This is a genomic window from Streptomyces sp. NPDC096136, from assembly GCF_044763325.1.
Classification (GTDB): Bacteria; Actinomycetota; Actinomycetes; order Streptomycetales; family Streptomycetaceae; genus Streptomyces.
Window position 1 is genome coordinate 1 of sequence record NZ_JBIWFZ010000036.1, and the last position, 25511, is coordinate 25511.

Consider the following 25511-nt stretch of genomic DNA (forward strand, 5'->3'; position numbering starts at 1 on the left):
AGCACCTCGACGAGAAGGTCGCCCGCCTCCACCTCGACGCCCTCGGCGTCAAGCTCACCACGCTGCGCCCGGAGCAGGCCGAGTACATCGGCGTCGAGGTCGAGGGCCCGTACAAGCCCGACCACTACCGCTACTGACCGACGGGAACACCGTGGACACCATCGTGGAGACCGCTCCGGACACCGCCGCCGTCCCCGACGTGCGGGACCCGTGGCTCCCGGACCTGCTGCTGCGCACCGAACGGGACGCGCTGATCCCGCTGTTGCGGCGCACGCCGGAGGCCTCGTACGGACTGCGCACCGCCTGCCCGGGCTGGACCGTGCGGGAGGTCCTCGCCCACTGCGCGGCCGCCCTCGTACGGATCGTCGAGGACCGCCTGGAGGAGGGCGTCTTCCTCCCCGCGGCCAACGCCGCCGACGTCGCCGAGCGCGCGCACTGGCCGCTGGGCCGGATCGTCGACGAACTGGAGCGCGGGTTCGGCGAGGCCGGCCCGGTCATCGCCGCCGGCGACGGCCGGCTGGACACGGTGGCCCTGGGGGAGTGGATCCACGCCGGCGACGTCCGCGAGGCGTTGGGGGAGCCCGGCGCGTACGCCGGGGACAGCCAGCCGCTCGCCCTGCCCCTCCTGCGCACCGCCAGCCGCAAGCGCGAGACGCCCCGGCTGATCGCCGACCTCGGCGGTCGCACCGGAGCGCTGGAACTGGGCAACGAGGTGGACGGCCGGCCCCCGGCCCGGTTCAGCGGCGACGCGGCGACGCTGATCCGGATCTACTCGGGCCGTCCCCTGGTCGCCACCCGCTACGAACTGGCGGGCGCGACCGAAGCGGAACTGCTCGTCTACCGGTGAGCCCGGGGGTGCGCCCGGGCCGGGTCCCGGCCCGGGCGGCCCTCATCCCTCGATCCGCACGACCTGGAAGGCCTCCGCCATCCGCCCCGCGGGCAGCCCCGCCGCCCGCGCGTGCTCGCCCAGCCACTCCCGCAGCAGCCCCGCCAGATCGTCGAAGTGGGCGGTCTGCGAGGTGTGGATGCGCAGTGCCTCCACCTTCCGGTCGAAGACCGGGGTGACGTCCACGTACTGGTTCGGGGTCGGGCCGGTCATCAGCCACAGCTCGGGCACGATCCACGGCTCCAGCCCCTCCTCCTTGAGCAGGGACGGGTGGGCGAAGGGGTTGCGGGCCTCGGGGTAGACCGCCCGGAGGGCGGCGTCGCCCACGGCGCGGTGGTCCGGGTGCAGGTCGGCCACGCGGGACCAGTTGATCTCCGGGCTCGGGATGACGGCCCGCTGCGGGCGGACCTCCCGGATCACCCGGCACAGGTCGCGGCGCAGTTCCACGCTCGGCTCGACGTAACTGTCGGGGTAGCCGAGGAAGCGGACGTCGTCGACGCCGCTGCGCTTGGCCGAATGGACCTGCTCGGCCCGGCGGAGGTCGCCCATGGCCTGGCGCGGGAGCCGCTCGTCGTAGCCGCCGGCGCCGCCGTCCGTGACGATGCAGTACGTCACGCGCCGGGTGCCCTGCGCGATCCACCGCATGACCGTCCCGCTGACGCAGAACTCGATGTCGTCCGGGTGCGCGGCCACGACCAGCAGGGATTCCGGTGCGCTGCGGTCAATGTGATGGGTCGCGAAGTGTTCCATGAGGTCAGCCTGTTGGGCGTGACCGTGGGCCGCAAGGCGGCCCCTTTGGCGTACTCGCGACATGTCGTCCGTACGCCACCCGAGGACTTCACCGCACCACATCGCTCAGGAACCACGCGCGCGTGGGAAGCGGAGGCGCCCGTCATGTGCAGGATCTTCGGCTCCTTCTCGGCCGCTCCGGCCGACCCCGACCCGGCCGAACTCGCCGCCGTCTCCGCCCGGCAGCGGCACGGCGGCCCCGACGAGCACCGGGTGCTGCGCGGGCCCGGCTGGTCGCTCGGCTGCGACCGGCTCGCCGTGACCGACCCGCGCGGCGGGAGCCAGCCGTACCGGCTCGCGCACCTGCCGGGTATCACGGCCGTCCTCAACGGCCAGATCTACAACCACGCGGCGCTTCGCGCCGAACTCGCCGCACGCGGCCACCGGTTCCCCGACCGCTGCGACGGCACCCTGCTGCCCGCGCTGTACGCCGAGTACGGGCCGGACTTCGCGCGGCGGCTCGACGGGATGTTCGCCGTCGCCGTCCTCGACCTGCGCGCGGCCCCCCGGCTGGTCCTCGCCGTCGACCCGCTGGGGACGAAGCCCCTCCACTACCACCAGGGCCCGGACGGCACGTTCCGCTTCGCCTCGGAGATCCCGGCGCTGCTGGCCTTCGACGGGGTGCGGGCCGCTCCGCGCGAGGACAGCCTCGACACCGTCCTGTGCCTGCGCACCCCGGTCTCCGCCCGTACCGCCCTGGAGGGGATCGGGCTGCTGCCGCCCGGCGCGACCGCCGTCGTACGCCCCGGCCGGGCACCCGTCGTACGGCGCAGGCCCCCCGGGCCGCCGATCCCCGCGCAGGCTCCCGGGGAGGAGTGCGAGGACGCCGGGGACCTGCTGCGCCGGGAGGTGCGCGCCCTGGCGCGGGCCGACGTGCCGGTGTGCGTCCTCACCAGCGGCGGCCTGGCCTCCGGCCTGGTCACGGCCCTGGCCGCCGAGTACGCGCGGGAGACCGGGGCGCCCGCCCCGCACACCTTCCACCTCGCCCTGCGCGGCCGGTGGCCCGGTGCCGAGCACGGCCGGGCCCGGCAGACCGCCCGGCACGCCCGCACCCTCCACCAGGAGGTCGCCCTGGACCCGGCCGAACTGCCCTCGCTGCTCACCCGGACCACCCGCCACCTGGGGCAGCCGGACGCGGACCCCGCCGCCCCCGCCGCGTACGCCCTCTTCCGGGCGGTCCGGCAGGCCGGCTACACGGTCGCGCTCACCGGGGACGGCGCGGACGAGCTGTTCGGCGGGCCGGCGCGGCTGCACGCCGCCTCCCGCGCACCCTCCGGACCGGACTGGGCCGCCTCCTACACCGACGCGCTGGGCGCCGCGCCCCGGATGCTGCGCGAGTGGCTTTACACACCCGCATACCGGGCGTTCCTCGCCGACGAGGGCTCGGCCGCCGACCGCGTCGAGCGGGAACTGCGCTCCTGTCCGGACGGCGACCGGCGGGCCGCCGTGACCGCCTTCGAGACCCGCTGGCGGCTGCCCGCCGGGCCCCTGCGCCGGGCCGACCACCTGGGCATGGCCTGGGCGGTCGAGGCCAGGATGCCCTTCTGCCGCCCCGCCGTCGCCGCGTACGCCCGCACCCTCGCGCCCGGCCGCGTGCAGGACCGGCCGGCCCTGCACGCGGCCGGGGGCGAGCTGCTGCCCAGGGCCGTGGCGCAGCGCGCCCGGCAGCCGGCCGCCCTGCCCGTGGCCGCCCTGGTCTCCCCCGGAGGCCCGCTCCTGGACCCCGTACGCGAACTGCTCTCCGCCGAGCGCCTGGCGCGGGCCGGACAGGTCCGGCCGGAACGCGTCCGGGCGCTGCTCGCGCGCCAGTTGGAACGCCCCTCGGAGCGCGACGCGCTCGCACTGTGGGCGCTGGCCGCGCACGAGCTGTGGACCGAGGTGGTCCGGGGCATGCGCGTCCCGCTGGACTGCGCCGCCTGAACGGCCGTACGGGCCCGCGGGAACGGGCCCGACGGGCCGGGGGAGCACCCGGCCGACCGGCCGGTACCTCCTGGCGTGTCCACGCAACGGCGTGAACGCGCACCCGCATATCAGACCGTACGGTTCGTTTCTCTGCCACGCTGGTACGGCACCCCGGGCTTCCCGGCGGCCGGGCAGCGGCCCGCCCGCCCCGACCGCTCATTCCCGTTGCAAGCCCCGCTGCGTACTGCGCACCACAACGTCAAGGAGGTCCCATGAGCACCCCCGTATGGATCACCGCGACCCCGCCGGCCACCCACGGCGAACTCCACGTCGGCCACCTCGCGGGCCCCTACGTCGCGGCGGACGTCCTGTCGCGCTTCCTGAGGGCCGAGGGCGAGCCCGTCCTGTTCACCACGGGCACCGCCGACCACAACAGCTCCGTGCACGCCCGGGCCCTGCGCGCGGGCCGCAAACCGGAGGAGGTCGCGGAGGGGTACCGCGCCGCGATCACCTCGGACTGGCTCCGCTCGGGCGTGGAGTTCGACCACGTCGTGCGCCCCCGCCAGGACAAGGGCTACGGACGCTGGCTCGCGGACCTCTTCCGGCGCCTGCACGCCGAGGGCGTCATCGCCGCCCGCACCCGCCTGACCCCGTACTGCGAGCCCTGCGCACGCTGGCTGCACGGCGCCCACGTCACCGGCGCCTGCCCGCACTGCGCGGCCTCCAGCGACGGCGGCATGTGCCACGAGTGCGCCCGCCCCAACGACGGCGGCGACCTGCTGGAGCCCCGCTGCGCCCAGTGCGGCTCCCCGGCCGTGCCCCGGCGCTGCCGACGCCTCTACATCCCGCTGGAGCCGCACCGCGAGGCCCTCGCCGAGTACTGGGCCGGCACCGGCCTGCCGCCGCGGCTGGCCGCGCTGTGCGAGTCCCTCGTCGAGGACGGGCTGCCCGACATCGCGGTGGCCCACCCGGCGGAGTGGGGGCTGCCCGTCCCGGTCGACGGCTTCCCCGAGCACCGGATCGACGGCTGCTTCGAGGCCGCCGCCATGCACCTGTTCGGCTACGGGGACCAGGCCCTGCCCGAACGGGCCATCCACTTCTGCGGCTTCGGGCACGCCTTCTGCCACGCCGTGCTGCTGCCGGTCCTGCTCTTCGCCCAGGGCGTCAAGCTGCCGCAGCACTTCTGCGTCAACGAGGCGTACGTGGTCGAGGACGAGGCCCTCGTCTGGGGCTCCGGCCAGAAGGCCTGGGCCCTGGACCTGATCACCGAGTACGGATCGGACACGCTGCGCCGGCACGTCCTCCAGGCACGCCCGCTGGGCCGCCGCACGGAGTTCCACCCCGAGCGGCTCTCCGCCGCCCGCCGCGAGCTCGACGAGAGCTGGAACAGCTGGCTGGCGCGGCTGTTCGCGGCCGTCCGGGAGGAGTGCGCCGGGCTGGCCCCGGCCGCCCTGCCCGGCGGCGCCGGCTGGGAGGTGCTGGAACGCCGGCTGCTGCGCGCGGTGGAGGACCTGCGCGACGCGTACGCGCCGGAGTCCTTCGACCCCCGCAGGGCGGTCGCCCTGCTCGACGAGGCGGTGCGCTCGGCCGCCGACTTCGGCCACGTCAACGCGCACGAGGCGCACCGCCCCACCGCCGACAGCCGCCACCTGCCGGCCCTGGCGGCGCAGCTGGCCGTGGCCCGGGCGCTCGCCGCCTGGGCGCGGCCGGTGATGCCGGAGGGCGCGGACCGGCTGGCCGCGGCCCTCACGTCGCAGCCGGGCGGGCCGGTTTCGGCGGCGGCCCTCGTCCCGCCCGCCCCGGGCACCCGGCTGGCCCCGCCCTCGGGTCCGGTCTTCGGCTTCTGAACCGGCCCGGTCCGGCCCCGGCTCCACCCGGCCCGTGCCGCCGCCCCCCACACGGCGGCACGCCGGGAGCACCACCCGCACCCCAGCGAGACGACCACCCTCCTTCGCCGCGTGACCGCGCGCCGGTCACCCGGCGGTGCGGGGCGCACGCGGCCCCTCCCCGTAGGAGCTCCACGTGTCCCTGCGCGTCGCCATGCTCAGCGTCCACACCTCACCGCTGCACCAGCCCGGCACCGGGGACGCGGGCGGCATGAACGTCTACATGGTCCAGCTCTCCCGCGCCCTGGCCGAACAGGGCGTCGAGGTGGACCTGTTCACCCGCTGCCGGGGCGAGGAGCACCCGGACCCGGCCGGCCTCGGCCCCGGCGTCCGGGTGCGCCACCTGGAGGCCGGACCGCGCGCACCCCTCCCCAAGGAGGACATGCCCGCCCTGGTGGTGCCGTTCTCGCTGGCGCTGCTCAAGGAGGAGCGGCGCTACGACCTGGTCCACTCGCACTACTGGCTCTCCGGTCAGGCGGGCCGCATCGCGGCCGCCGGCTGGCGGATCCCGTTCGTGCACACCGCCCACACGCTGGCCCGGGTCAAGAACGCCGCCCTCGCCGAGGGGGACACCCCCGAGCCGGAGCTGCGCGTCCGCGGCGAGCACCAGGTCGTCGGCTCCGCCGACCGCCTGATCGCCAACACCGGCGACGAGGCGCGGGCGCTGGGCGAGCTGTACGGGGCCGACGCGCGCCGGACCCGGATCGTGCGGCCGGGCGTGGACCTGACCACCTTCGGCCCCGGCCGGGGGAAGGCGCGGGCGCGGGCCCGGCTGGGCCTGCCCGCCGACGCGTTCGTCCCCCTGTACGCGGGGCGCATCCAGCCCCTCAAGGGACCCGACGTGATGGTGCGCGCGGTCGCCGCACTGCTGGAGCGGGCCCCGCACCTGCGCCGGCGCACCCTCGTCCCGGTGGTGGGCGGCAACTCGGGCGCCGGACCGCGCGGGGAGGCCTGGGAACTGGCCCGCGAGCTCGGGGTCTCGGACGTCCTGCGCCACCACCCGCCGGTGCCCCAGGAGGAGTTGGCCCTGTGGTACCGGGCGGCGGACGTGCTGATGGTGCCCTCGCGCAGCGAGTCCTTCGGACTGGTCGCCCTGGAGGCGCAGGCGTGCGGAACCCCGGTGCTCGCCTCGGCCGTCGGCGGGTTGCCGACCGCGGTGCGGGACGGGGTGACGGGCGTGCTCGTCCACGGCAACGACCCGGCGGAGTACGCCCGCAGGCTGCTGTGGTTCGCCGAACACCCGGCGCGGGCCGCGGTGATGGGCCGGGCGGCGGTGGCCCACGCCCGGAGCATGAGCTGGGGGAGCGCCGCGGCCAGGACCCTGGAGGTCTACCGGGACGTCCTGCGGGAGGAAGGGGCGCGGCCGGCCCCGGACGGGAACGAGGCAGGAGCGGCGGCACGCTCCTGCCTCGCCGGCGCCTCTCCCCTGGAGGGCCGAGAAGGCCGGAATTCCAGCCTAGCAGCAGTTTTGGGCTGACCAAAGATGCGCAGGCGTAACGTCTGTATGAACTCCTTCAGATCCGCCTCAGGTGCGCTATAGGGAAGTGGCCCGCCCCCGGAATCCGTACGACAATAGAGAGGTCTTCGAAGGAATACCGGCGGCACGGATCCGCGGAGACGGAAAAGCCCTTTCGTAATTCCTGGAGGAATCATGTCCGCTGCGCACACCGCCCCCGCCCGCCCGCTCTGTACGGTCCGCACCAACGGCAACGGCTGGGACTGAACAACCGGTCACGTCGGCGGACACGACCCCGCGATCGCCCGTCCGGGCGGCCGCGGGGTCTTTTCGTTCCCCTTCCCGGCGGATGAACGGCCCGTAGGTCAATCGAGCCAGCCGAGGCGCTGCGCGCGTACTCCCGCCTCGAACCGGCTGGACGCCCCCATTTCCTGCATGAGCTCGGACAGCATGCGGCTCACCGTGCGCAGGGAAACTCCCAGGGTCCGGGCGACCTTTTCGTCCTTCATTCCCGAGGCCAGCATTTTCAGGGCCGCCCGCTGCTGCTCGGACAGTCCGTCGCCGCCGAGTTCCGGCGCCGCGTCGTCGCCGTAGGGGGTGGCGGCGTGCCAGCAGTGCTCGTACAGCGCGAGGTAGGAGCGGACCAGGGCCGGGCCGCGGGCGAGGATCGCGCCGGCCGCCCGGTCGTCGGGGTGCACGGGCAGGACGGCGAACTGCTGGTCCGCGATGATCATGTTCATCGGGACGGCGGGGGAGAGGCGGATCTCCACGCCCGCCTCGACCCGGCGCCGGAGCATCTCCACGGCCTCCGGGGAGGTGGTGATCCGCTGGTGGTAGATGGCGCGGATGCGCACCCCGTTGTCGATCTGCCGGCGGTCCCGGCTCAGCACCCGGTCGGCCACCTCCCGTACCAGGGCGGTGACGTGCATGGACGTCAGGTCGTGCCGGATGACGTCGGTGATGTCCTCCAGGACCTGCTGGATCCGCCCGTAGTCGTCGAGGATCTCCACCTCGACCTCGGAACCGCTCAGCGCGCCGGGCCGCAGGAACCTTCCGACCAGCGTCTCCAACGCGCTGTACGCGCGGTCCGACTCGTCCAGGTGCTCGCGCAGCCGCTCCCGTTCGCGCTGGAGCATCCGCAGCAGGGCGATCTCGGGGTCGACGGCCGCGACCGCGTCCGGACCCGGCCGCCACGCACCGGACTGGAGGTCGGCGCGGGTGGCGTGGGTGGTGCCGGTCGGCACGATGAGGCCGAGCGAGATCAGCTCGGCCCGCCACTTCTCGCGCTCCTCGGCCGAGAGGCCGAGCTCCTCGAAGGCGTCGCCCAGGCTGGACACCCCGCGCAGGCGCAGCTCCTGATAGAGGGCCAGCACCTTGTCGGCCGACTGGATGCCGTCCCTGCCATCGCCCGATGCCATCGCGAAGCGACCCCCTCGTCTTACGAATCGACAGTCACACTTTGGCACATGCCAATGGGGGAGCCACCGCCCCCCTGTTTCGGATGTGACGGGGGTCACTCAACGCCTCTGAGGTGCGGGCCTTGCCCGCCTGCCGCCCGCAACGGCCGCCGCGCCCGGCCCCCGCGGTCGCGGGGAAACGGGCGCGGAGGGGTCCGGGCTCAGTCGCGGGCCGCGGCGAGGCAGTCGGGGCACAGCCCCTTGAAGACGACCTCGGCGCCGTCCATCCGCCAGGCGGTGAGCGCCTCGCCGGCCGGCTCCGGCACCTCGGCCTCCACGTTCTCCACCCGCCCGCAGCGCAGGCACAGCGCGTGCTGGTGCGGCGGGCCGGAGATCTCGAAGACGGCCGGCAGGCCCGGGCGGTCGAACTTCGCGGCCAGGCCGGTCTCCAGGAAGTGCCGCAGCATCTCGTAGACGGCCTGGCTGGTCAGGGTGCCGAGCCGCTCGCGGGCGGTGGCCGTGATGGACTCGACGTCCATGTGGCCGCCGGCGGACAGGACCTGGAGCACTTCGAGGCGCGGGCCCGTCACCCGCAGTCCCACGTCGCGGAGGCGCTGGATCACTGCCTCGCGGCCGGTCGACTCCTCCACGACAGCCCTCACTGCGCCACCATCCGCCATCTGGTCCACTCAAACCTTTGGGGGCATCGTACCTCTTGCGAGTCCTCCTCGAGCGGGAGGAGAGGGAAGGGGCCGCGGGGGCGCCGGGCCGTCAGCCGCCGGCCCGGCACACGAGCAGGACGCTCTCGGTCCGCTCGTCCAGCCGGTGGGTGCGCCGCCGTTCCACGCGCAGCCCCGCCGCGTGCAGTTCGGCGGCCAGGCACTCCGGATCGATGATCCACTTGTCGGTGGTCCGCGCCACCCGCTCGGTGCGCACCTTGCCCGTGCGCACGGAGTGGTAGGTGATCCGCTCGCTCATCCCGTCCAGGTCGAAGACCTGCCGGGCCACGGTCCACTCCTCGACCCCGTCGAACCGGGGTACCTGGAACGCCCAGGTGCGCTCGGGCTCCTCGGACAGCCCGCGCAGCCCGTGGGCGGTGTAGTCCAAGGCCAGCACCCCGCCCGGCTCCAGGCGGCCGGCCACCTCCCGCAGCAGGCCGGGGCGGGCGCGGGGCGGCACGGCAGCGATCATCGTCCCGGCCAGCAGGGTCAGCCGGTACGTCCCCCGCAGCCTCAGCCGCGCCAGATCGGCCCGCGTGGTGACCAGGCGCCGCGACACCTGGGGGCCGATCCGCCCGCCCCACGCCCGCAGCCGCTCCAGGCTGGCCGCGTCCCGGTCCACGGCCTCGACGTGGAAGCCCTGCCGGGCGAACGGCACCGCCAGGCGCCCCGCCCCGCACCCCAGGTCCAGGACCGGCCCGCCGCAGCTGCGGGCGAGGCCCAGGTAGCGGACGATGTCCGCGCTGTGCGGGCCCAGCAGCGCGTCGTGCAGCCAGCCGGAGTCCTCGTCCACCGGGGCGGCCGACTCCAGGCCGGGCAGGTAGTCCGCCGGGGGCGGCACGGCCGTCCCCCCGTACGGGGGGAGGCCGGCGCCCTCCGGCGCGGAGGGCGCGACCGGTGCGAACGCGGCGGGCACGACCGGCATGACGGGCAGGGAAGTGCCGCTCGGTGTGTGCATCGCTCCTCCAGGGGCTCGCTCGGTCCAGCCGTCCGGGGCGTGGCTCCCGTGCCGCCGGGGGACCGCGCCGCTGGGGAAATCCTGTCCTGCGGGCGGGTGGCGGGGCCAGCGTTGCGGGCTGCGTGAACACGCGATGGCGTGGATCTGCCACGGTCCCGGCGGAGCGGGGGGGGGGGAGAGAGGAGGAGGAGGGCAGTCGCTAGAGCGCGCGGCCGAGCCGGAGCGGGGTGAGCGCGGTGAACCCGTGGTGCGTGAAGAACGGCAGGCCCGGGGCCCGTTCGGCGGGCAGCGTCATCCGCTGGGACGTCGCCCCGTGCGCCCGCATGCGCTCGCCGGCGGCCGCCAGCAGGGCCGTGCCGACGCCCTGCCGGCGGCGGGCGGGGGCGGTGCACAGGGCGTAGAGCTCGCCCCCGGAGGCCACGGGGACACCGCCCGAGACGGCACCCACCACCGCCCCGTCGGCATCGGCGGCCACCAGCCAGCCGAGCCAGGCCGGCGCCCCGCCGGGAATTTCTATTTCCGCTCGAATGCGGGGGAGTGAGCAATGGTCCGACACCAGTCGGCCGACGGGCATTTCACCGAGCAGGCCGGCGTAGTCCTCGCGTATGGCCTCGGCGAGGAGTCGGGAAATCGCCGCCGCGTCACGCGGAGCTGCCGTCCGCACGTCAGCCAGCAGCATCTATCCCCCACCTCTCGCCGTACCGGTCCTGAGCCCGCACGCGCCCACAATAGCGGCCAATTCGAGTGGTCGGGGTCGGGGGGAAATCTACGAATTGGCTTAGTAAATAGCCGGGTTGGGTGATCCTCTATCAACGGGTCCAACAACAGAGCGCGACCAGGGGAAGGATGGCGGACGCCGAGGCGGCCACCGCGAACAGCCCCCGCAGCACCGGGCGCCCCGCCCGGCGCGGCCCCAGGATGCGCCGCATCCGCACCGCCGCCGACGGACCGCCCGCCGCGAACGCCCGCTGCGGCGCGTGCCCGGTCGCCAGCGCGTACAGCGCCGAGGCCAGGGCGTCGCTCGAACAGCGGCGCAGCGCCCGGTCGTCGGCGGCCATCTCCAGCAGCAGCGGCACCGTCCGCCCGCCGATCCGGGCCAGCGGCAGCCGGCGGAACACCGACGCGTACGCCCCCGCCGCCGCCACCATCAGATGGTGGCGGCCACCGATGTGGGCCCGCTCGTGCGCGAGCGCGGCGGCCAGCTCCCGCTCCGACAGCACCTCCAGGGCCCCGGTCGAGACCACAACCCGGCGCGAGCGCCCCGGCAGGCAGTACACCGCCGGGCGCGGGTCCTCCAGTACGGTCACCCCCAGCCGCTCGTCGTACCGGCCCACCAGCCGCAGCAGTTCGGCATGGCGCGTACGGGCCCGGCGCGCCCGCACCAGCTCCCGGACGAAGCCGGTCCCCGGCACCGCCAGCACCACGAGCGCCGACAGCGCGGCGAGGGCCTCGCGCGGCGTCGCACCGAGCAGCCGGCGCGGCGAGGGAAGCTCCAGGGTCAGGGCCATGTCGACGAGCCGGTGGCTGGTCCGCGCGGGCAGCACCAGCTGCGCCGGCAGCAGCGCCGTGGCCGCCGCGAACAGGGCGCCGCACAGGATCCACACGGCCAGCCCCAGCCGGGGCGCCTGCTGCGCCCACACGGCGCGGACCAGCATCAGCGGCAGCACCAGCCCGGTGATCAGGGCCAGCCCCAGCGGCGGCAGCACGTGGTGGTTCACAGGGCGTCACCCGCCGCGCCGGACGGGCGTTCGGAGCGGGCCGTGCGCAGGGCCTCGTCCAGCGCCTCCACGTCCTCGCGGGACATCCTCTCCACGAACCGCAGCAGCGTGGCGCGGCGGTCCTGGCTGTCTCCGAGGGCGTCCTGCATGAGCGCCGCGGTGTACTCCTCGCGGCTGCGCACCGCCTGGTACATCCAGGCCCGGCCGGACTTCTCGCGGCTCAGCCAGCCCTTGCGGTACAGGATGTCGGCCACGGTCATGACGGTGGTGTAGGCGACCGTGCGGCCCCGGTTGATGTCGTCGACGATCTCGCGGACGGAGGCGGGCCGTTCCCACAGCCACACCCGGTCCATGATCTCGGCTTCCAGCTCTCCCAGCCGGCGTACGCGCATGCTTGTCGCCCTCCCCCTCGCGAGCGGCTCATCGTACGGCCCGCCCTCCCGCCGGGGGCACACCCCCACCCGGTATCAGGGGCCCGGGCGGCCGGGCCGTGGAACGCCGCGAGCCCCTCCGCACGGACACCGTGGGGAGGGGCTCGCGGACCCTGCGGCCGCCGGGCTACGCGCGGATCAGCCGGGCTATGGCCCTGCTCGCCTCGCCGACCTTGACCCGGGCCTGGTCCCCGCCCTGGGCGATGGCCTCGGTGACGCAGCAGGCGAGGTGCTCGTCGAGCAGGGTCACGGCGCAGGACTGGAGCGCGGCGTTGACCGCGGACACCTGGGTGAGCACGTCGATGCAGTAGACGTCCTCGGCGACCATCCGCTGGACGCCGCGGACCTGGCCCTCGATCCGCCGCAGGCGCCGGATGACGTCTTCCTTGTGTTCTACGTAACCGGCCACGGGGGCTCCTCAGTTGGCGGCGGCCCTGAAGCCGCGCAGACGCAGGCTGTTGCCGACGACGAAGACCGAGGAGAAGGCCATGGCCGCTCCGGCGATCATCGGGTTGAGCAGTCCGGCCGCGGCGAGCGGCAGGGCGGCCACGTTGTAGGCGAAGGCCCAGAACAGGTTCGAGCGGATCGTGCCGAGCGTCCTGCGGGCGAGCCGGATGGCGTCGGCCGCCGCCCGCAGGTCGCCCCGTACGAGGGTCAGGTCGCCGGCCTCGATGGCGGCGTCGGTGCCGGTGCCCATGGCCAGGCCCAGGTCGGCCTGGGCGAGGGCGGCGGCGTCGTTGACCCCGTCGCCGACCATCGCGACGCTGCGGCCCTCGGCCTGGAGCCGCTTGACCACGTCCACCTTGTCCTGCGGCATGACCTCGGCGATGACCTCGTCGATGCCCACCTCGCGGGCCACCGTCTCGGCCACGGCCTGGTTGTCGCCGGTCAGCAGGATCGGGGTCAGGCCCAGGGCGCGCAGCCGGCGGATGGCCTCGGCGCTGGTGTCCTTGACGGCGTCCGCGACCTCCAGCACCGCGCGCGCCTCGCCGTCCCAGGCCACCGCGATCGCGGTGCGGCCGGCGGACTCGGCGTCGGACTTGGCGCGCTCCAGGTGCGGGGGCAGCTCCATCGCCCACTCGGCGAGCAGCTTGCCGCGGCCGACGAGGACGGCATGGCCCTCGACGACGCCCTGGACGCCGAGGCCGGGGATGTTGGCGAAGTCCTCGGGGGCGGGCAGGGTCCCGACGCGGGCGGCGGCGCCGGCGGCGACGGCCTGGGCGATGGGGTGCTCGGAGGCGTGCTCCAGGGCGCCGGCCAGGCGCAGCACCTCGGTCTCGTCGGTGCCCTCGGCGGTGTGCACGTGCAGCAGGGTCATCCGGCCCGTGGTGACGGTGCCGGTCTTGTCGAGGACGATGGTGTCGACCTTGCGGGTGGACTCCAGCACCTCGGGGCCCTTGATCAGGATGCCGAGCTGGGCGCCGCGGCCGGTGCCGACCAGGAGGGCGGTGGGGGTGGCCAGGCCCAGGGCGCAGGGGCAGGCGATGATCAGGACGGCGACGGCCGCGGTGAAGGCGGCCGAGAGGCCGGAGCCGGTGCCGAGCCAGAACCCGAGGGTGGCCAGGGCGATCGCGATGACGACGGGCACGAACACGGCGGAGATCTTGTCGGCGAGCCGCTGGGCGGCGGCCTTGCCGTTCTGCGCGTCCTCGACCAGCCGGGCCATGCGGGAGAGCTGGGTGTCGGAGCCGACGCGGGTGGCCTCGACGACCAGGCGGCCGCCGGCGTTGAGGGTGGCGCCGGTGACGGAGTCGCCGACGGAGACCTCGACCGGGACGGACTCGCCCGTGAGCATCGAGGCGTCCACGGCGGAGGAGCCCTCGACGACGGTGCCGTCGGTGGCGATCTTCTCGCCCGGGCGGACCAGGAAGCGGTCCCCGACCTGGAGGTCGGCCGTGGGCACGGTCACCTCCAGGCCGCCGCGCAGCACGGTGACCTCCTTGGCGCCCAGTTCCAGCAGCGCCTTGAGGGCGGCGCCGGCCTTGCGCTTGGACTTCGCCTCGAAGTACCGGCCGGCCAGGATGAAGGTGGTGACGCCGGCCGCCGCCTCCAGGTAGATGTTCCCGGCGCCGTCGGTGCGGGCGATGGTGAACTCGAAGGCGTGCCTCATGCCGGGGGTGCCGGCCGTGCCGAAGAACAGGGCCCACAGCGACCACAGGAACGCGGCGATCGTGCCCACCGAGATCAGGGTGTCCATGGTGGCCGCGCCGTGCTTGGCGTTGGTCCAGGCGGCGCGGTGGAAGGGCCAGGCGGCGTAGGTGACGACGGGCGCGGCCAGGGTCAGCGAGAGCCACTGCCAGAAGTCGATCTGGAGCGCCGGGACCATCGCCATCGCGATGACGGGCACGGAGAGGACGACGGCGGTGGTGAGCCGCTGGCGCAGCGGGGCCAGCTCGTCGGCCTCGGCCGGCGGCTCCTCCCCGGCGCCGGACGGGGCGGAGGAGCGGGGCGGCGCGGGCTCGTGCGCGGTGTAGCCGGTGGCCTCGACGGTGGCGATCAGGTCCGCGACGGAGATGTCGGCGTCGGCGTCGAAGGTGACCTTGGCCTTCTCGGTGGCGTAGTTGACGGTCGCCTCGACGCCGTCCATGCGGTTGAGCTTCTTCTCGATGCGTGCCGCGCACGAGGCGCAGGTCATGCCGCCGATGGCGAGCTCTACCTGGGCGGCGCCGGGAGTGATGGTGGTCATGAGTGCTGCTCCTCGTTCGAGCGCGGGGTCGGTGCCGGGGCCCGGTGGACGGACGGGGCCCCGGCGTCCGGGGCGGGTCGGGGTCGGTCCGGGGTGTCAGGCCCGGCCGGTGAGCTCGTAGCCGGCGTCGTCCACGGCCGCGGCGACCGCGGCGTCGTCCGGCTCGCCGGCGGTGGTCACGGTGACCACGCCGCCGTCCACGTCCACGTCCACCGAGAGGACCCCGGCGAGGGCGCCGACGGACGCGGTGATGGCGGTCCGGCAGTGTCCGCAGCTCATGCCGGACACGCGGTAGACGGTGGCGGTGCTGTCGACGACGGCGACGGTGGTCGTGGTCTCACCGTTCGAGGCGCAGGCGCCATCGGGGGAACAGCAGGAAGACATGGGCTTCTCCTTGATCGTGCAGATACCCTCTGGGGGTATCCGGGCTGACTCCAGATATACCCCCCGGAGGTATCTGTCCGCAAGAGTTTCCCCCGCTTGACTTGATACCCCCTGGGGGTATGGTGGAGATCCATTGAACCGCTGTACGCGGCACCTACGTCGTACGGGAGACCAGGCATGAACACCGGAGTGAAGATCACCGCCTTCGCCGCCGCACTCGCGGCGGCCTTCGGCGCCGCCTACGGGGTCGGCGCGGGCGTCGGCCCCGTGGGCGCGCCGGCGAAGGCGGAGCACGCGGGCCACGCGACCCAGGCGAAGGCGCCCGGGGGCGGGCACGGCGGCCACGACCAGGCCGCGGCCCAGGGCCCGGCGGCCGGCGGCCTCCAGGTCTCCGACGGCGGCTACACCCTGAGCCTGGACACCCCGCAGGTGGCCCCGGGCCAGGGCGAGCTCAGGTTCTCGGTGAAGGACGCGGCCGGGCGCAAGGTCACCGGCTACAAGACCGAGCACGGCAAGGAGCTGCACTTCATCGTCGCCTCACGCGACCTGACGGTCTTCCGCCACCTCCACCCCGTGCGTGCGCAGGACGGGACCTGGTCGACCCCGGTGGACCTGCCCGCCGCGGGCGCCTACAAGGCCTTCGCCGACTTCGCCCCGTCGGCCGGGGACGCGAAGAACGTCACCCTCGGCGCGGACCTCGCGGTCCCCGGGGCGTACGCGCCCGCCCCGATGCCCCCGGTCGCGCCCGCCGCGGAGGTGGACGGCTACCAGGTGGCGCTCGGCGGGACCCTCGACCCCGGCAAGCCCGGCGAGCTGAAGCTCACCGTCAGCAAGGACGGCAGGCCCGTCACCGACCTGGAGCCCTACCTCGGGGCGTACGGGCACCTCGTCGCCCTGCGCGACGGCGACCTCGCCTACCTGCACGTCCACCCCAACGAGGGCGGGCCCGGCCCGGACGTCTCCTTCACGGCCACCGCCCCCAGCGCCGGCACCTACCGGCTCTTCCTGGACTTCCAGCACCAGGGCAAGGTCCGCACCGCGGCCTTCACCGTCCGGGCGGGCGGCGATCAGACGGCCCCTGAGGCCGCCCCGCAGCCCGCACAGCCGGCCGGGGAGGAGCAGGGCGGTCACTCCCACTGACCGCCCGGCGGAACATCCCGCGGCCCGTCCTCGTTGTCGACATACCCCCGAGGGGTACAGAAGGCCCGATGAAGGGAAGCGATCGCCGTGCCCGGTTACACCTCCCACAAGGACGACGTCCTCAAGCGGCTGCGCCGGATCGAAGGCCAGGTGCGCGGCCTCCAGCGCATGGTCGAGGAGGGGACGTACTGCATCGACGTGCTCACCCAGGTCAGCGCCGCCACCAAGGCCCTGCAGTCCTTCGGGCTGACCATGATGGAGGACCACCTGCACTCCTGCGTCGCCGACGCCATCGCCGAGGGCGGCGACCAGGCCCGGGGCAGGGTCGAGGAGGCCTCGCGGGCCATCGCCCGCCTGGTCCGCGCCTGACGCGGCGCGCCCCGGCCGCCCGGGGCCGGCCCCCGGAACGGGTCCGGGCCGGCCCCCTGGCGGGGCCGGCCCCCGGACGCGTCGTACCGGAGGGCGTCAGACGAGGTCGAACCGGTCCAGGTCCATGACCTTGGCCCAGGCCGCGACGAAGTCCTTCACGAACGCCTCCTTCGCGTCGTCGCTCGCGTAGACCTCCGCCAGGGCCCGCAGCTCGGAGTTGGACCCGAAGACCAGGTCCGCCCGGCTGCCCGTCCACCGGACGGCGCCCGTCGCGGCGTCACGGCCCTCGAAGAGGGTCTCGTCCTCGGACACCGCCTTCCAGGTCGTGCCCAGGTCGAGCAGGTTGACGAAGAAGTCGTTGGTCAGCGTCCCGGGGGTGTCGGTGAGGACGCCCAGCGACGACTGCCCGTGGTTGGCGCCCAGGACGCGCAGGCCGCCGACGAGGACGGTCATCTCGGGCGCGCTCAGGGTCAGCAGGTTGGCCTTGTCGAGCAGCAGGTACTCGGCCGGCAGCCGGTTGCCCTTGCCGAGGTAGTTGCGGAAGCCGTCGGCCGCCGGCTCCAGCGCTGCGAAGGACTCCACGTCCGTCTGCTCCTGCGAGGCGTCCACCCGGCCCGGGGTGAAGGGCACCTCCACCTCGAAGCCCGCCCGCCCGGCCGCCCGCTCGACCGCGGCGCCGCCCGCGAGCACCACCAGGTCGGCCAGCGAGACCCGCCGGCCGTCCGAGCGTCCCTCGTTGAAGGACCGCCGGATCCCCTCCAGGGTGCTCAGCACCGTCGCCAGCCGGTCGGGGTCGTTGGCCTCCCAGCCGCTCTGCGGCTGGAGGCGGATGCGTCCGCCGTTGGCGCCGCCGCGCTTGTCGCTGCCGCGGAAGGAGGAGGCGGCCGCCCACGCGGCGGACACCAGGTCGGACACCGACAGGTCCGACGCGAGCACACGGGCCTTGAGGTCGGCGACCTCCGCGGCGCCGACGGGCTCGTGCGTCCGGGCCGGCAGCGGGTCCTGCCACAGCAGCTGCTCGGCCGGGACCTCCGGGCCCCGGTAGCGGACGACGGGGCCCATGTCGCGGTGCGTCAGCTTGTACCAGGCGCGGGCGAACGCGTCCGCGAACGCGGCGGGGTCGGCCCGGAAGCGCCGCGAGATCGGCTCGTAGACCGGGTCGAAGCGCAGCGACAGGTCCGTCGTCAGCATGGTCGGGGCGTGGCGCTTCGCCGGGTCGTGGGCGTCCGGGACGGTGCCCGCGCCGGCGCCCTCCTTCGGCCGCCACTGGTGGGCGCCGGCGGGGCTCTCGAACAGCTCCCACTCGTAGCCGAAGAGGATGTCGAAGAAGCTGTTGTCCCAGGTGGTCGGGGTGTCGGTCCATATGCCCTCGAGACCGCTGGTGATCGCGTCCCCGCCCTTGCCGGTGCCGTACGCGTTCGCCCAGCCCAGGCCCTGCGCCGCCATCGGGGCGCCCTCCGGGGCCTCGCCGACGTTCTCGGCCGGGCCCGCGCCGTGGGTCTTGCCGAAGGTGTGGCCGCCCGCGATGAGGGCGACCGTCTCCTCGTCGTTCATCGCCATCCGGTGGAACGTCTCGCGGATGTCGCGGGCGGCGGCGATCGGGTCCGGGTTGCCGTTGGGGCCCTCCGGGTTGACGTAGATCAGGCCCATCTGGACCGCGCCGAGCGGGTTCTCCAGCTCGCGGTCGCCGGTGTAGCGCCGGTCGTCGAGCCAGGTGGTCTCGGGGCCCCAGTACACGTCCTCGTCGGGCTCCCAGACGTCCGCGCGGCCGCCGCCGAAGCCGAAGGTCTCGAAGCCCATCGTCTCCAGGGCGACGTTGCCGGCGAGGATCATCAGGTCGGCCCAGGAGAGGCTGCGGCCGTACTTCTTCTTCACCGGCCACAGCAGGCGGCGGGCCTTGTCGAGGTTGCCGTTGTCCGGCCAGCTGTTGAGGGGCGCGAAGCGCTGCTGGCCGGCCCCGGCGCCGCCGCGGCCGTCGCTGATCCGGTAGGTGCCCGCGCTGTGCCAGGCCATGCGGATCATGAACGGCCCGTAGTGGCCGAAGTCGGCCGGCCACCAGTCCTGCGAGGTCGTCAGGACCTCCGCGATGTCCTGCTTCACGGCGGGCAGGTCGAGGGTGTCGAACGCCTTCGCGTAGTCGAAGTCCTCGCCCAGCGGATTCGCCACGGCGGGGTTCTTCGCGAGGATCTTCAGGTTGAGTGAATCCGGCCACCACTGCCGGTTCCCGCCGCCCTGGGTGGGGTGCGGGGCACGGCCGTGGGCGACCGGACAACCTTCGGCTTGCTTCTCAGACATGGGAATCCTTCCGCACCGGCGGGTAACGCGGTGCTCGGAAATCGCTGGAGTGTTTTCCTGTCCCTTGGCCATCGGCGAAACCGATCCTACGATGGACCGATTCCAAGTCAAGAAGCACGCCAAACAGCGCTTCCCCGGGAATGGGTGACCCTATGAGTGACCTGCTGGAACGACTTCGAACCCGCGGCTGGCGGATGACCGCCCAGCGCCGCGTCGTCGCGGAGGTCCTGGACGGGGACCACGTGCACCTGACGGCCGACGAGGTCCACGCCCTCGCGGCGCGGCGGCTGCCGGAGATCTCCCGGGCCACCGTCTACAACGCCCTGGGGGAGCTGGTCGCCCTGGGCGAGGTGGCGGAGGTGTCCACGGACGGCCGCGCCAAGCGCTACGACCCCAATGCCCGCACGCCGCACCAGCATCTGGTCTGCTCCGGGTGCGGGACCATCCGCGACGTCCGCCCGGCCGGCGACCCGCTGGCCGGGCTCCCGGAATCGGAACGGATGGGATTCACGGTGTCCAAGGCCGACGTCACCTACCGGGGCCTTTGTCCGTCCTGTTCCTGATTCCCTTTCCGCCGTACGCGGAGTTCGCTTTTCGGCCACGCGAAAAGGGTTCGTCCACGGCGGCGCAATTCACCCCGCCGCATTCCGGTCCCGTCCGGCCGCGGTGCGGGAGGGCCGCCCGTACCGCCCACCCGTCACGGTGAGTAGTCGTACCGCGTTGTCCACAGGCCAGACGGACGGGACGGGAGTGTCCCAGGGTGCCGCTAGGCTTCTCGGATGGCCCTTTCGGACGCTTCCCCCGAGATCTCAGACGACGTCTCCGACGCATTGCGGGTGCTCCACCGCGTATTCGGCTACAGCTCCTTCCGCGGTGAGCAGCAGGAGATCATCGAGCAGCTGATCGGCGGCGGCGACGCCCTCGTCCTGATGCCCACCGGCGGCGGCAAGTCGCTCTGCTACCAGATCCCGGCGCTCGTCAGGGAGGGCACGGGCATCGTGATCTCCCCGCTGATCGCGCTGATGCAGGACCAGGTGGACGCGCTCACCGCCCTCGGGGTCCGGGCCGGGTTCCTCAACTCCACGCAGGACCCCTACGAGCGCCAGGCCGTCGAACAGGCCTTCCTCGCCGACGAGCTGGACCTGCTCTACCTGGCCCCCGAGCGGCTGCGCACCGAGGGGACCCAGCGCCTGCTCGACCGGGGCAGGGTCTCCCTGTTCGCCATCGACGAGGCGCACTGCGTCGCCCAGTGGGGCCACGACTTCCGGCCCGACTACCTCGCGCTGTCGATGCTGCACGAGCGCTGGCCGAAGGTCCCGCGGATCGCCCTGACCGCGACGGCCACCGAGGCCACCCACACCGAGATCGCCGCACGCCTCGGCCTCCAGGACGCCCGGCACTTCGTGGCCAGCTTCGACCGGCCGAACATCCAGTACCGCATCGTCCCCAAGGACAACCCCACCCGGCAGCTGCTGGAGCTGATCCGCAGCGAGCACGACGGGGACGCGGGCGTCGTCTACTGCCTCTCCCGGTCCTCCGTGGAGAAGACCGCCGCCTTCCTGGTGGAACAGGGCATCGACGCCGTCCCCTACCACGCCGGCATGGACGCCCGGGCGCGCGCCGCGAACCAGGCACGCTTCCTGCGCGAGGACGGCGTCGTGGTGGTCGCCACCATCGCCTTCGGCATGGGCATCGACAAGCCCGACGTGCGCTTCGTGGCCCACCTCGACCTGCCCAAGTCCGTCGAGGGCTACTACCAGGAGACCGGCCGCGCCGGCCGCGACGGCGAGCCCGCCACGGCCTGGCTCGCCTACGGGCTCCAGGACGTCGTCCAGCAGCGCAAGCTCATCGACGGCTCCGAGGGCGGCGACGCCCACCGCCGCTCCCTGGGCATGCACCTGGACGCCATGCTCGCGCTGTGCGAGACGGTCGACTGCCGCCGGGTCCGGCTGCTGGAGTACTTCGGCCAGCAGGGCGGCCCCTGCGGCAACTGCGACACCTGCCTGACGCCCGCCGAGTCCTGGGACGGGACGGTCGCCGCGCAGAAGCTGCTGTCCACCGTGTGGCGGCTGGCCAAGGAGCGCCGCCAGAAGTTCGGCGCCGGCCAGGTCATCGACATCCTCCAGGGCAAGAAGACCGCCAAGGTCATCCAGTTCGACCACGACGCGCTCTCGGTGTTCGGTATCGGCGCGGACCTGGGCACCGCGGAGTGGCGCGGGGTCGTGCGCCAGCTGCTGGCGCTGCGCCTGCTGGCCGTCGAGGGCGACTACGGCACGCTCGTCCTCACCGACGCCAGCGGTGACGTGCTGGGCGGGCGCCGCACCGTCCAGATGCGCAAGGAGAAGAAGGCGCCGGCTGCGTCCCGCAAGGAGTCGGGGGCCCGCTCCGGGAAGGCCGCCCGCGTCCCCGTCGACCTGCCGGCCGCGGCCGTCCCGGTCTTCGAGGCCCTGCGCGCCTGGCGGGCCGCCACGGCCCGCGAGCAGGGCGTCCCGGCGTACGTGGTGTTCCACGACGCCACGCTGAGGGAGATCGCCACGGTCCTGCCGGGCACGGTCGAGGAGCTGGGCGGGATCGGCGGCGTCGGCGAGGCCAAGCTCGCCAAGTACGCCGAGGGGGTCCTGGAGGCCCTGGCCGGCTGCCGGGCCGACGGAGCCGCCGCCACCGAGGCCGCCCAGGCGCCCGCCACCGCCGCGCCGGCCGCCGCGCCCCGGGCGGCGGCGCCCCGGCAGGGCGAGCCGTCCCCGTCCCACGAGGAGCCCCCGTTCGAGGACGAACCGCCGTTCGACCTGGACGAGATGGATCCCCCGTGGGACGACTGGCGCTAGCGGCGCCGGGGCGGCCCCTGCCGGGCCGTCCCGCGACCGCGCCCGTCAGGCGCCGACGTACGCCGCCAGGTGCTCGCCCGTGAGGGTGGACCGGGCGGCCACCAGCTCGGCCGGGGTGCCCTCGAAGACGATCCGGCCGCCGTCGTGGCCGGCCCCCGGCCCGAGGTCGATGATCCGGTCGGCGTGCGCCATGACCGCCTGGTGGTGCTCGATCACGATCACCGACTTGCCGGAGTCCACGAGCCGGTCCAGCAGCCCCAGCAGGTGCTCGACATCGGCCAGGTGCAGGCCGGCGGTCGGCTCGTCCAGGACGTAGATCCCGCCCTTCTCGCCCATGTGCGTGGCCAGCTTCAGCCGCTGCCGCTCACCGCCGGACAGGGTGGTCAGCGGCTGGCCGAGGGTCAGGTAGCCGAGTCCGACGTCCGCCAGCCGCTCCAGGATCCGGTGCGCGGCCGGCGTGCGCGCCTCGCCCGAGCCGAAGAACGCCTCGGCCTGCGCCACCGGCATCTCCAGCACCTCGCTGATGTCCCGGCCGCCGAGCCGGTACTCCAGCACCGACGCGTCGAACCGCTTCCCCTCGCAGTCCTCGCAGGTGGTGGCGACCCCGGCCATCATCGCCAGGTCGGTGTAGACCACCCCGGCGCCGTTGCAGGTGGGGCACGCGCCCTCGGAGTTGGCGCTGAAGAGGGCCGGCTTCACCCCGTTGGCCTTGGCGAACGCCTTGCGGATCGGCTCCAGCAGCCCCGTGTACGTCGCCGGGTTGCTCCGCCGCGAACCGCGGATCGGCGCCTGGTCCACCGACACCACCCCCGCCGAGGCCGGGACCGAGCCGTGGACCAGCGAGCTCTTGCCCGAGCCGGCCACGCCGGTGACCACGGTGAGCACCCCGAGCGGGACGTCCACGTCGACCCCGCGCAGGTTGTGCGCCGACGCCCCGCGGATCTCCAGGACGCCGGTGGGCTCGCGGGTCGACTCCTTGAGGCGGGCCCGGTCGTCGAAGTGCCGGCCGGTGACGGTGCCGCTGCCCCGCAGCCCCTCCACCCCGCCCTCGAAGCAGACCGTGCCGCCCGCCGCGCCGGCGCCGGGACCGAGGTCGACGACGTGGTCGGCGATCGCGATCACCTCCGGCTTGTGCTCCACGACCAGCACCGTGTTGCCCTTGTCCCGCAGCCGCAGCAGCAGGCCGTTCATGCGCTCGATGTCGTGCGGGTGCAGCCCGGTGGTCGGCTCGTCGAAGACGTACGTGACGTCGGTGAGCGCGGAGCCGAGGTGGCGGATCATCTTGACGCGCTGTGCCTCGCCGCCCGACAGCGTGCCCGCCGCGCGGTCGAGCGAGAGGTAGCCCAGTCCGATCTCCACGAACGAGTCGAGGGTGTGCCGCAGGCTCGCCAGCAGCGGAGCCACCGAGGGCTCGTCGAGACCGCCCACCCACGCGGCCAGGTCGCTGATCTGCATCGCGCAGGCGTCGGCGATGCTCACCCCGTCGATCTTCGAGGACCGGGCCCCCGCGCCGAGCCGGGTCCCGTCGCACTCGGGGCAGGTGGTGAAGGTGACCGCCCGCTCCACGAACTCCCGGACGTGCGGCTGCATCGCCTCCTTGTCCTTGGCCAGCATCGACTTGCGGATCCGCGGGATCAGCCCTTCATAGGTCATGTTGATGCCCGCGATCTTCATCCTGACCGGCTCGTGGTGCAGGAAGTCCTGCCGCTGCCGCTGGGTGAACGAGCGGATCGGCGCGTCCGGGTCGAAGAAGCCCGACTCGCTGTAGAGCCGGTGGTTCCAGCCGCCCGGCTTGTAGCCGGGGACGGTCAGCGCCCCGTCGTTCAGGGACTTGGAGTCGTCGAAGAGCTGGGCGGGGTCCAGGTCGTTGACCGTGCCCCGGCCCTCGCAGCGCGGGCACATGCCGCCGGTGACGCTGAACGCGCGCCGCTCCTTCACGGTCTGCCCGCCCCGCTGCAGGGTGACCGCGCCCGCCCCGCTGACCGAGGCCACGTTGAAGGAGTACGCCTTGGGGGAGCCGATGTGCGGGTCGCCGAGCCGGCTGAAGAGGATGCGCAGCATCGCGTTGGCGTCGGTGGCGGTGCCGACCGTGGAGCGGGGGTCGCCGCCCATCCGCTGCTGGTCGACGGCGATCACCGTCGTCAGCCCGTCCAGCACGTCCACGTCGGGACGGGCCGCGGCGGGCATGAAGCCCTGGACGAAGGCGCTGTACGTCTCGTTGATCAGCCGCTGCGACTCCGCGGCGACCGTGTCGAACACGAGGGAGCTCTTGCCCGAGCCGGAGACGCCGGTGAACACCGTCAGCCGCCGCTTGGGGATCTCGACGCTGACGTCCTTGAGGTTGTTCTCGCGCGCGCCGTGCACGCGGATCATGTCGTGGCTGTCGGCGGCGTGCGGCGCGGGCGGCCGGTCGTTCGTCGTGCCCCTGCTCATCGTCTCTCCCTCGTCGGCGCGGCCGCGGCGGCGTCCCTCGGCGCCCCGGCCCGCTCCACGCTACGCGAGGGCCCGGGAGCGCCGCTTCTCCGTTCGTGACGGGCCGGGCCCGGGGGAGCGGCGGGCCGGGCGGCCGCAGGGTTCCGGCCAATCGCACCGCACCGGGCGATCCGCGCACGTGCGGGAGCACTGCCGCGGGAGCTCCGGGCAGGGGTGGGGGTTTCGGCCGTCGCCGCGGGGGGCACCGGCGCGACCCGACCGGGGGCCCGCGCTAGTGTGCACGCGTGAACTCTCATGTCGTCATAGGTTTCGGACCCGCCGGCGCCGCCACCGCCCGCCTGCTCGTCGAGCAGGGCCACACGGTGAAGGTCGTCACCACCTCGGGCCGCAGTCCGGAGCCCGGGCTCGAGCACATCGCGCTGGACGCCAGGGACGGCGCACGGCTGACCGAGGCGGTACGGGGCGCGGCCGCGCTCTACGCCTGCGCTGCTCCGCCCTACCACCGCTGGGCGGGGGAGTGGCCGGCGCTGGCCTCCTCGCTCTGTACGGCGGCCGAGGCGACCGGCGCGGTGCTGGTCATGCTCGGCAACCTCTACGGGTACGGGCCCGTGGACGGCCCCCTGACCGAGGACCTGCCCCTCGCGGCGACCGGCACCAAGGGACGGGTCCGCGCCGCCGTCTGGGAGCAGGCGCGGAACCTGCACGAGCAGGGCCGGATCAGAGCGGTCGAGGTGCGCGCCTGCGACTTCTTCGGACCCGGCGTCACCGACGGCGGGCACCTGGCGGCGCGGGTCCTGCCGCAGCTGCTGCGCGGCAAGCCCGTCTCCACGCTCGGCGACCCGGACGCCCTGCACAGCTGGACCTACCTCCCCGACGTGGCCCGGGCCCTCGCGGAGGTCGCGGGCGACGAGCGGGCCTGGGGCCGGGCCTGGCACGTCCCGACCGAACCGGCCCTGTCCGTCCGGGACATGGTCGACCGGCTCGCCGCGCAGGCGGGCACGGGCCCGGTCGCGGTGCGCGGCGTCCCGCCCCTCGTGTTGGGCCTGGGCGGCCTGTTCTCCCCGCTGCTGCGCGAACTGAAGGAGATCCGCTACCAGTTCGACCGTCCGTTCGTGGTCGACTCCAGCGCCTACGAGACCGCGTTCGCCGTCCGCGCCACCCCCCTGGACCAGCAGGTCAAGGCCACGGTGGACTGGTGGCGCGAACGCCTGGCCACCACCGGGTGACGGTTCCAGTG

At 74.2% G+C, this 25511-nt stretch carries 22 protein-coding genes; 10 read left to right on the forward strand and 12 right to left on the reverse strand.

The window, feature by feature from the left end:
- The coding region (locus ACIRBY_RS37525; RefSeq protein WP_366450250.1) for an adenosylhomocysteinase at positions 1–137 on the forward strand (137 nt) is incomplete at its 5' end.
- 14 nt (positions 138–151) lie between these two features.
- Positions 152–847, forward strand: a complete 696-nt coding sequence (locus tag ACIRBY_RS37530) for a maleylpyruvate isomerase family mycothiol-dependent enzyme (protein ID WP_403909551.1) — start codon at positions 152–154, stop codon at positions 845–847.
- Between the two features lie 42 nt (positions 848–889).
- Here the strand turns inward: ACIRBY_RS37530 and ACIRBY_RS37535 are convergent, their stop codons facing one another.
- The gene (locus ACIRBY_RS37535; RefSeq protein ID WP_403909553.1) at positions 890–1636 is read right to left on the reverse strand and encodes a PIG-L deacetylase family protein; all 747 of its coding nucleotides are present in this window, start codon (positions 1634–1636) and stop codon (positions 890–892) included.
- Positions 1637–1780: 144 nt separating this feature from the next.
- Between ACIRBY_RS37535 and ACIRBY_RS37540 the strand changes: the two genes are divergently transcribed.
- The 3 genes from ACIRBY_RS37540 (at position 1781) to mshA (ending at position 6940) form a co-directional block, all read left to right on the forward strand.
- The gene (locus tag ACIRBY_RS37540; RefSeq protein WP_403909556.1) at positions 1781–3595 is read left to right on the forward strand and encodes an asparagine synthetase B family protein; all 1815 of its coding nucleotides are present in this window, start codon (positions 1781–1783) and stop codon (positions 3593–3595) included.
- 254 nt (positions 3596–3849) lie between these two features.
- Positions 3850–5424 (forward strand): class I tRNA ligase family protein, encoded by a 1575-nt coding sequence (locus ACIRBY_RS37545; RefSeq protein ID WP_403909559.1) that lies wholly within the window; start codon positions 3850–3852, stop codon positions 5422–5424.
- A 193-nt stretch (positions 5425–5617) separates the two neighbouring features.
- Positions 5618–6940: a D-inositol-3-phosphate glycosyltransferase gene (mshA, locus tag ACIRBY_RS37550; protein ID WP_403909646.1), complete on the forward strand. Its 1323-nt coding sequence runs from the start codon at positions 5618–5620 to the stop codon at positions 6938–6940.
- A 344-nt stretch (positions 6941–7284) separates the two neighbouring features.
- Here the strand turns inward: mshA and ACIRBY_RS37555 are convergent, their stop codons facing one another.
- The 9 genes from ACIRBY_RS37555 to ACIRBY_RS37595 form a co-directional block, all read right to left on the reverse strand.
- On the reverse strand, positions 7285–8337 hold the full coding sequence (locus tag ACIRBY_RS37555) for a LuxR C-terminal-related transcriptional regulator (RefSeq protein WP_403909562.1): 1053 nt from the start codon (positions 8335–8337) through the stop codon (positions 7285–7287).
- A 200-nt stretch (positions 8338–8537) separates the two neighbouring features.
- Entirely contained in the window at positions 8538–8978 is a 441-nt protein-coding gene (locus tag ACIRBY_RS37560) for a Fur family transcriptional regulator (protein ID WP_403909565.1), read from the reverse strand.
- A 109-nt stretch (positions 8979–9087) separates the two neighbouring features.
- Positions 9088–9993, reverse strand: a complete 906-nt coding sequence (locus tag ACIRBY_RS37565; protein WP_403909568.1) for an SAM-dependent methyltransferase — start codon at positions 9991–9993, stop codon at positions 9088–9090.
- A 199-nt stretch (positions 9994–10192) separates the two neighbouring features.
- On the reverse strand, positions 10193–10672 hold the full coding sequence (locus ACIRBY_RS37570) for a GNAT family N-acetyltransferase (protein WP_403909571.1): 480 nt from the start codon (positions 10670–10672) through the stop codon (positions 10193–10195).
- 130 nt (positions 10673–10802) lie between these two features.
- A complete protein-coding gene (locus ACIRBY_RS37575) occupies positions 10803–11711 on the reverse strand; it encodes a M56 family metallopeptidase (RefSeq protein WP_403909574.1) in 909 nt (302 codons plus the stop codon).
- The gene (locus tag ACIRBY_RS37580; protein WP_403909577.1) at positions 11708–12103 is read right to left on the reverse strand and encodes a BlaI/MecI/CopY family transcriptional regulator; all 396 of its coding nucleotides are present in this window, start codon (positions 12101–12103) and stop codon (positions 11708–11710) included. The genes ACIRBY_RS37575 and ACIRBY_RS37580 overlap by 4 nt, the downstream gene beginning before the upstream one ends.
- 166 nt (positions 12104–12269) lie before the next feature.
- Positions 12270–12551, reverse strand: coding sequence for a metal-sensitive transcriptional regulator (locus ACIRBY_RS37585; protein WP_403909580.1), 282 nt, complete (start codon positions 12549–12551; stop codon positions 12270–12272).
- Positions 12552–12560: 9 nt separating this feature from the next.
- Positions 12561–14828: a heavy metal translocating P-type ATPase gene (locus ACIRBY_RS37590; RefSeq protein WP_403909583.1), complete on the reverse strand. Its 2268-nt coding sequence runs from the start codon at positions 14826–14828 to the stop codon at positions 12561–12563.
- Positions 14829–14924: 96 nt separating this feature from the next.
- Positions 14925–15212 carry a cation transporter gene (locus tag ACIRBY_RS37595; RefSeq protein ID WP_403909586.1) on the reverse strand — a complete coding sequence of 96 codons (288 nt, stop codon included), beginning with the start codon at positions 15210–15212 and terminating at the stop codon, positions 14925–14927.
- 177 nt (positions 15213–15389) lie between these two features.
- Here ACIRBY_RS37595 and ACIRBY_RS37600 point away from each other — a divergent pair, with 177 nt between their 5' ends.
- Together ACIRBY_RS37600 and ACIRBY_RS37605 are read left to right on the forward strand one after the other, a co-directional pair.
- The gene (locus tag ACIRBY_RS37600) at positions 15390–16352 is read left to right on the forward strand and encodes a hypothetical protein (RefSeq protein ID WP_403909589.1); all 963 of its coding nucleotides are present in this window, start codon (positions 15390–15392) and stop codon (positions 16350–16352) included.
- Between the two features lie 87 nt (positions 16353–16439).
- Positions 16440–16721, forward strand: coding sequence for a metal-sensitive transcriptional regulator (locus ACIRBY_RS37605; RefSeq protein ID WP_042816407.1), 282 nt, complete (start codon positions 16440–16442; stop codon positions 16719–16721).
- A gap of 96 nt (positions 16722–16817) precedes the next feature.
- Here ACIRBY_RS37605 and katG read toward each other — a convergent pair whose 3' ends face one another.
- Positions 16818–19016, reverse strand: coding sequence for a catalase/peroxidase HPI (gene katG, locus ACIRBY_RS37610; RefSeq protein ID WP_403909592.1), 2199 nt, complete (start codon positions 19014–19016; stop codon positions 16818–16820).
- A gap of 152 nt (positions 19017–19168) precedes the next feature.
- Here katG and ACIRBY_RS37615 point away from each other — a divergent pair, with 152 nt between their 5' ends.
- Complete coding sequence (locus ACIRBY_RS37615) at positions 19169–19579, forward strand: Fur family transcriptional regulator (RefSeq protein ID WP_403909596.1); 411 nt, start codon at positions 19169–19171, stop codon at positions 19577–19579.
- Between the two features lie 216 nt (positions 19580–19795).
- A complete protein-coding gene (recQ, locus tag ACIRBY_RS37620; RefSeq protein WP_403909599.1) occupies positions 19796–21841 on the forward strand; it encodes a DNA helicase RecQ in 2046 nt (681 codons plus the stop codon).
- Positions 21842–21886: 45 nt separating this feature from the next.
- Here the strand turns inward: recQ and ACIRBY_RS37625 are convergent, their stop codons facing one another.
- Positions 21887–24274, reverse strand: a complete 2388-nt coding sequence (locus ACIRBY_RS37625) for an ATP-binding cassette domain-containing protein (protein ID WP_403909602.1) — start codon at positions 24272–24274, stop codon at positions 21887–21889.
- A gap of 284 nt (positions 24275–24558) precedes the next feature.
- On the opposite strand from ACIRBY_RS37625, the gene ACIRBY_RS37630 reads away from it, so the two are divergent.
- Positions 24559–25500 (forward strand): NAD-dependent epimerase/dehydratase family protein, encoded by a 942-nt coding sequence (locus tag ACIRBY_RS37630; protein WP_403909604.1) that lies wholly within the window; start codon positions 24559–24561, stop codon positions 25498–25500.
- Positions 25501–25511: the final 11 nt, after the last annotated feature.

Excerpts from the sequence above, each read along its gene's own strand:
- ACIRBY_RS37535 (WP_403909553.1), bottom strand. The coding sequence starts at position 1,636 with ATGGAACACTTCGCGACCCATCACATTGACCGCAGCGCACCGGAATCC.
- ACIRBY_RS37540 (WP_403909556.1), top strand. The coding sequence starts at position 1,781 with ATGTGCAGGATCTTCGGCTCCTTCTCGGCCGCTCCGGCCGACCCCGAC.
- ACIRBY_RS37545 (WP_403909559.1), top strand. The coding sequence starts at position 3,850 with ATGAGCACCCCCGTATGGATCACCGCGACCCCGCCGGCCACCCACGGC.
- mshA (WP_403909646.1), top strand. The coding sequence starts at position 5,618 with ATGCTCAGCGTCCACACCTCACCGCTGCACCAGCCCGGCACCGGGGAC.
- ACIRBY_RS37555 (WP_403909562.1), bottom strand. The coding sequence starts at position 8,337 with ATGGCATCGGGCGATGGCAGGGACGGCATCCAGTCGGCCGACAAGGTG.
- ACIRBY_RS37565 (WP_403909568.1), bottom strand. The coding sequence starts at position 9,993 with ATGCACACACCGAGCGGCACTTCCCTGCCCGTCATGCCGGTCGTGCCC.
- ACIRBY_RS37570 (WP_403909571.1), bottom strand. The coding sequence starts at position 10,672 with ATGCTGCTGGCTGACGTGCGGACGGCAGCTCCGCGTGACGCGGCGGCG.
- ACIRBY_RS37580 (WP_403909577.1), bottom strand. The coding sequence starts at position 12,103 with ATGCGCGTACGCCGGCTGGGAGAGCTGGAAGCCGAGATCATGGACCGG.
- ACIRBY_RS37590 (WP_403909583.1), bottom strand. The coding sequence starts at position 14,828 with ATGACCACCATCACTCCCGGCGCCGCCCAGGTAGAGCTCGCCATCGGC.
- ACIRBY_RS37595 (WP_403909586.1), bottom strand. The coding sequence starts at position 15,212 with ATGTCTTCCTGCTGTTCCCCCGATGGCGCCTGCGCCTCGAACGGTGAG.
- ACIRBY_RS37600 (WP_403909589.1), top strand. The coding sequence starts at position 15,390 with ATGAACACCGGAGTGAAGATCACCGCCTTCGCCGCCGCACTCGCGGCG.
- katG (WP_403909592.1), bottom strand. The coding sequence starts at position 19,016 with ATGTCTGAGAAGCAAGCCGAAGGTTGTCCGGTCGCCCACGGCCGTGCC.
- ACIRBY_RS37615 (WP_403909596.1), top strand. The coding sequence starts at position 19,169 with ATGAGTGACCTGCTGGAACGACTTCGAACCCGCGGCTGGCGGATGACC.
- recQ (WP_403909599.1), top strand. The coding sequence starts at position 19,796 with ATGGCCCTTTCGGACGCTTCCCCCGAGATCTCAGACGACGTCTCCGAC.
- ACIRBY_RS37625 (WP_403909602.1), bottom strand. The coding sequence starts at position 24,274 with ATGAGCAGGGGCACGACGAACGACCGGCCGCCCGCGCCGCACGCCGCC.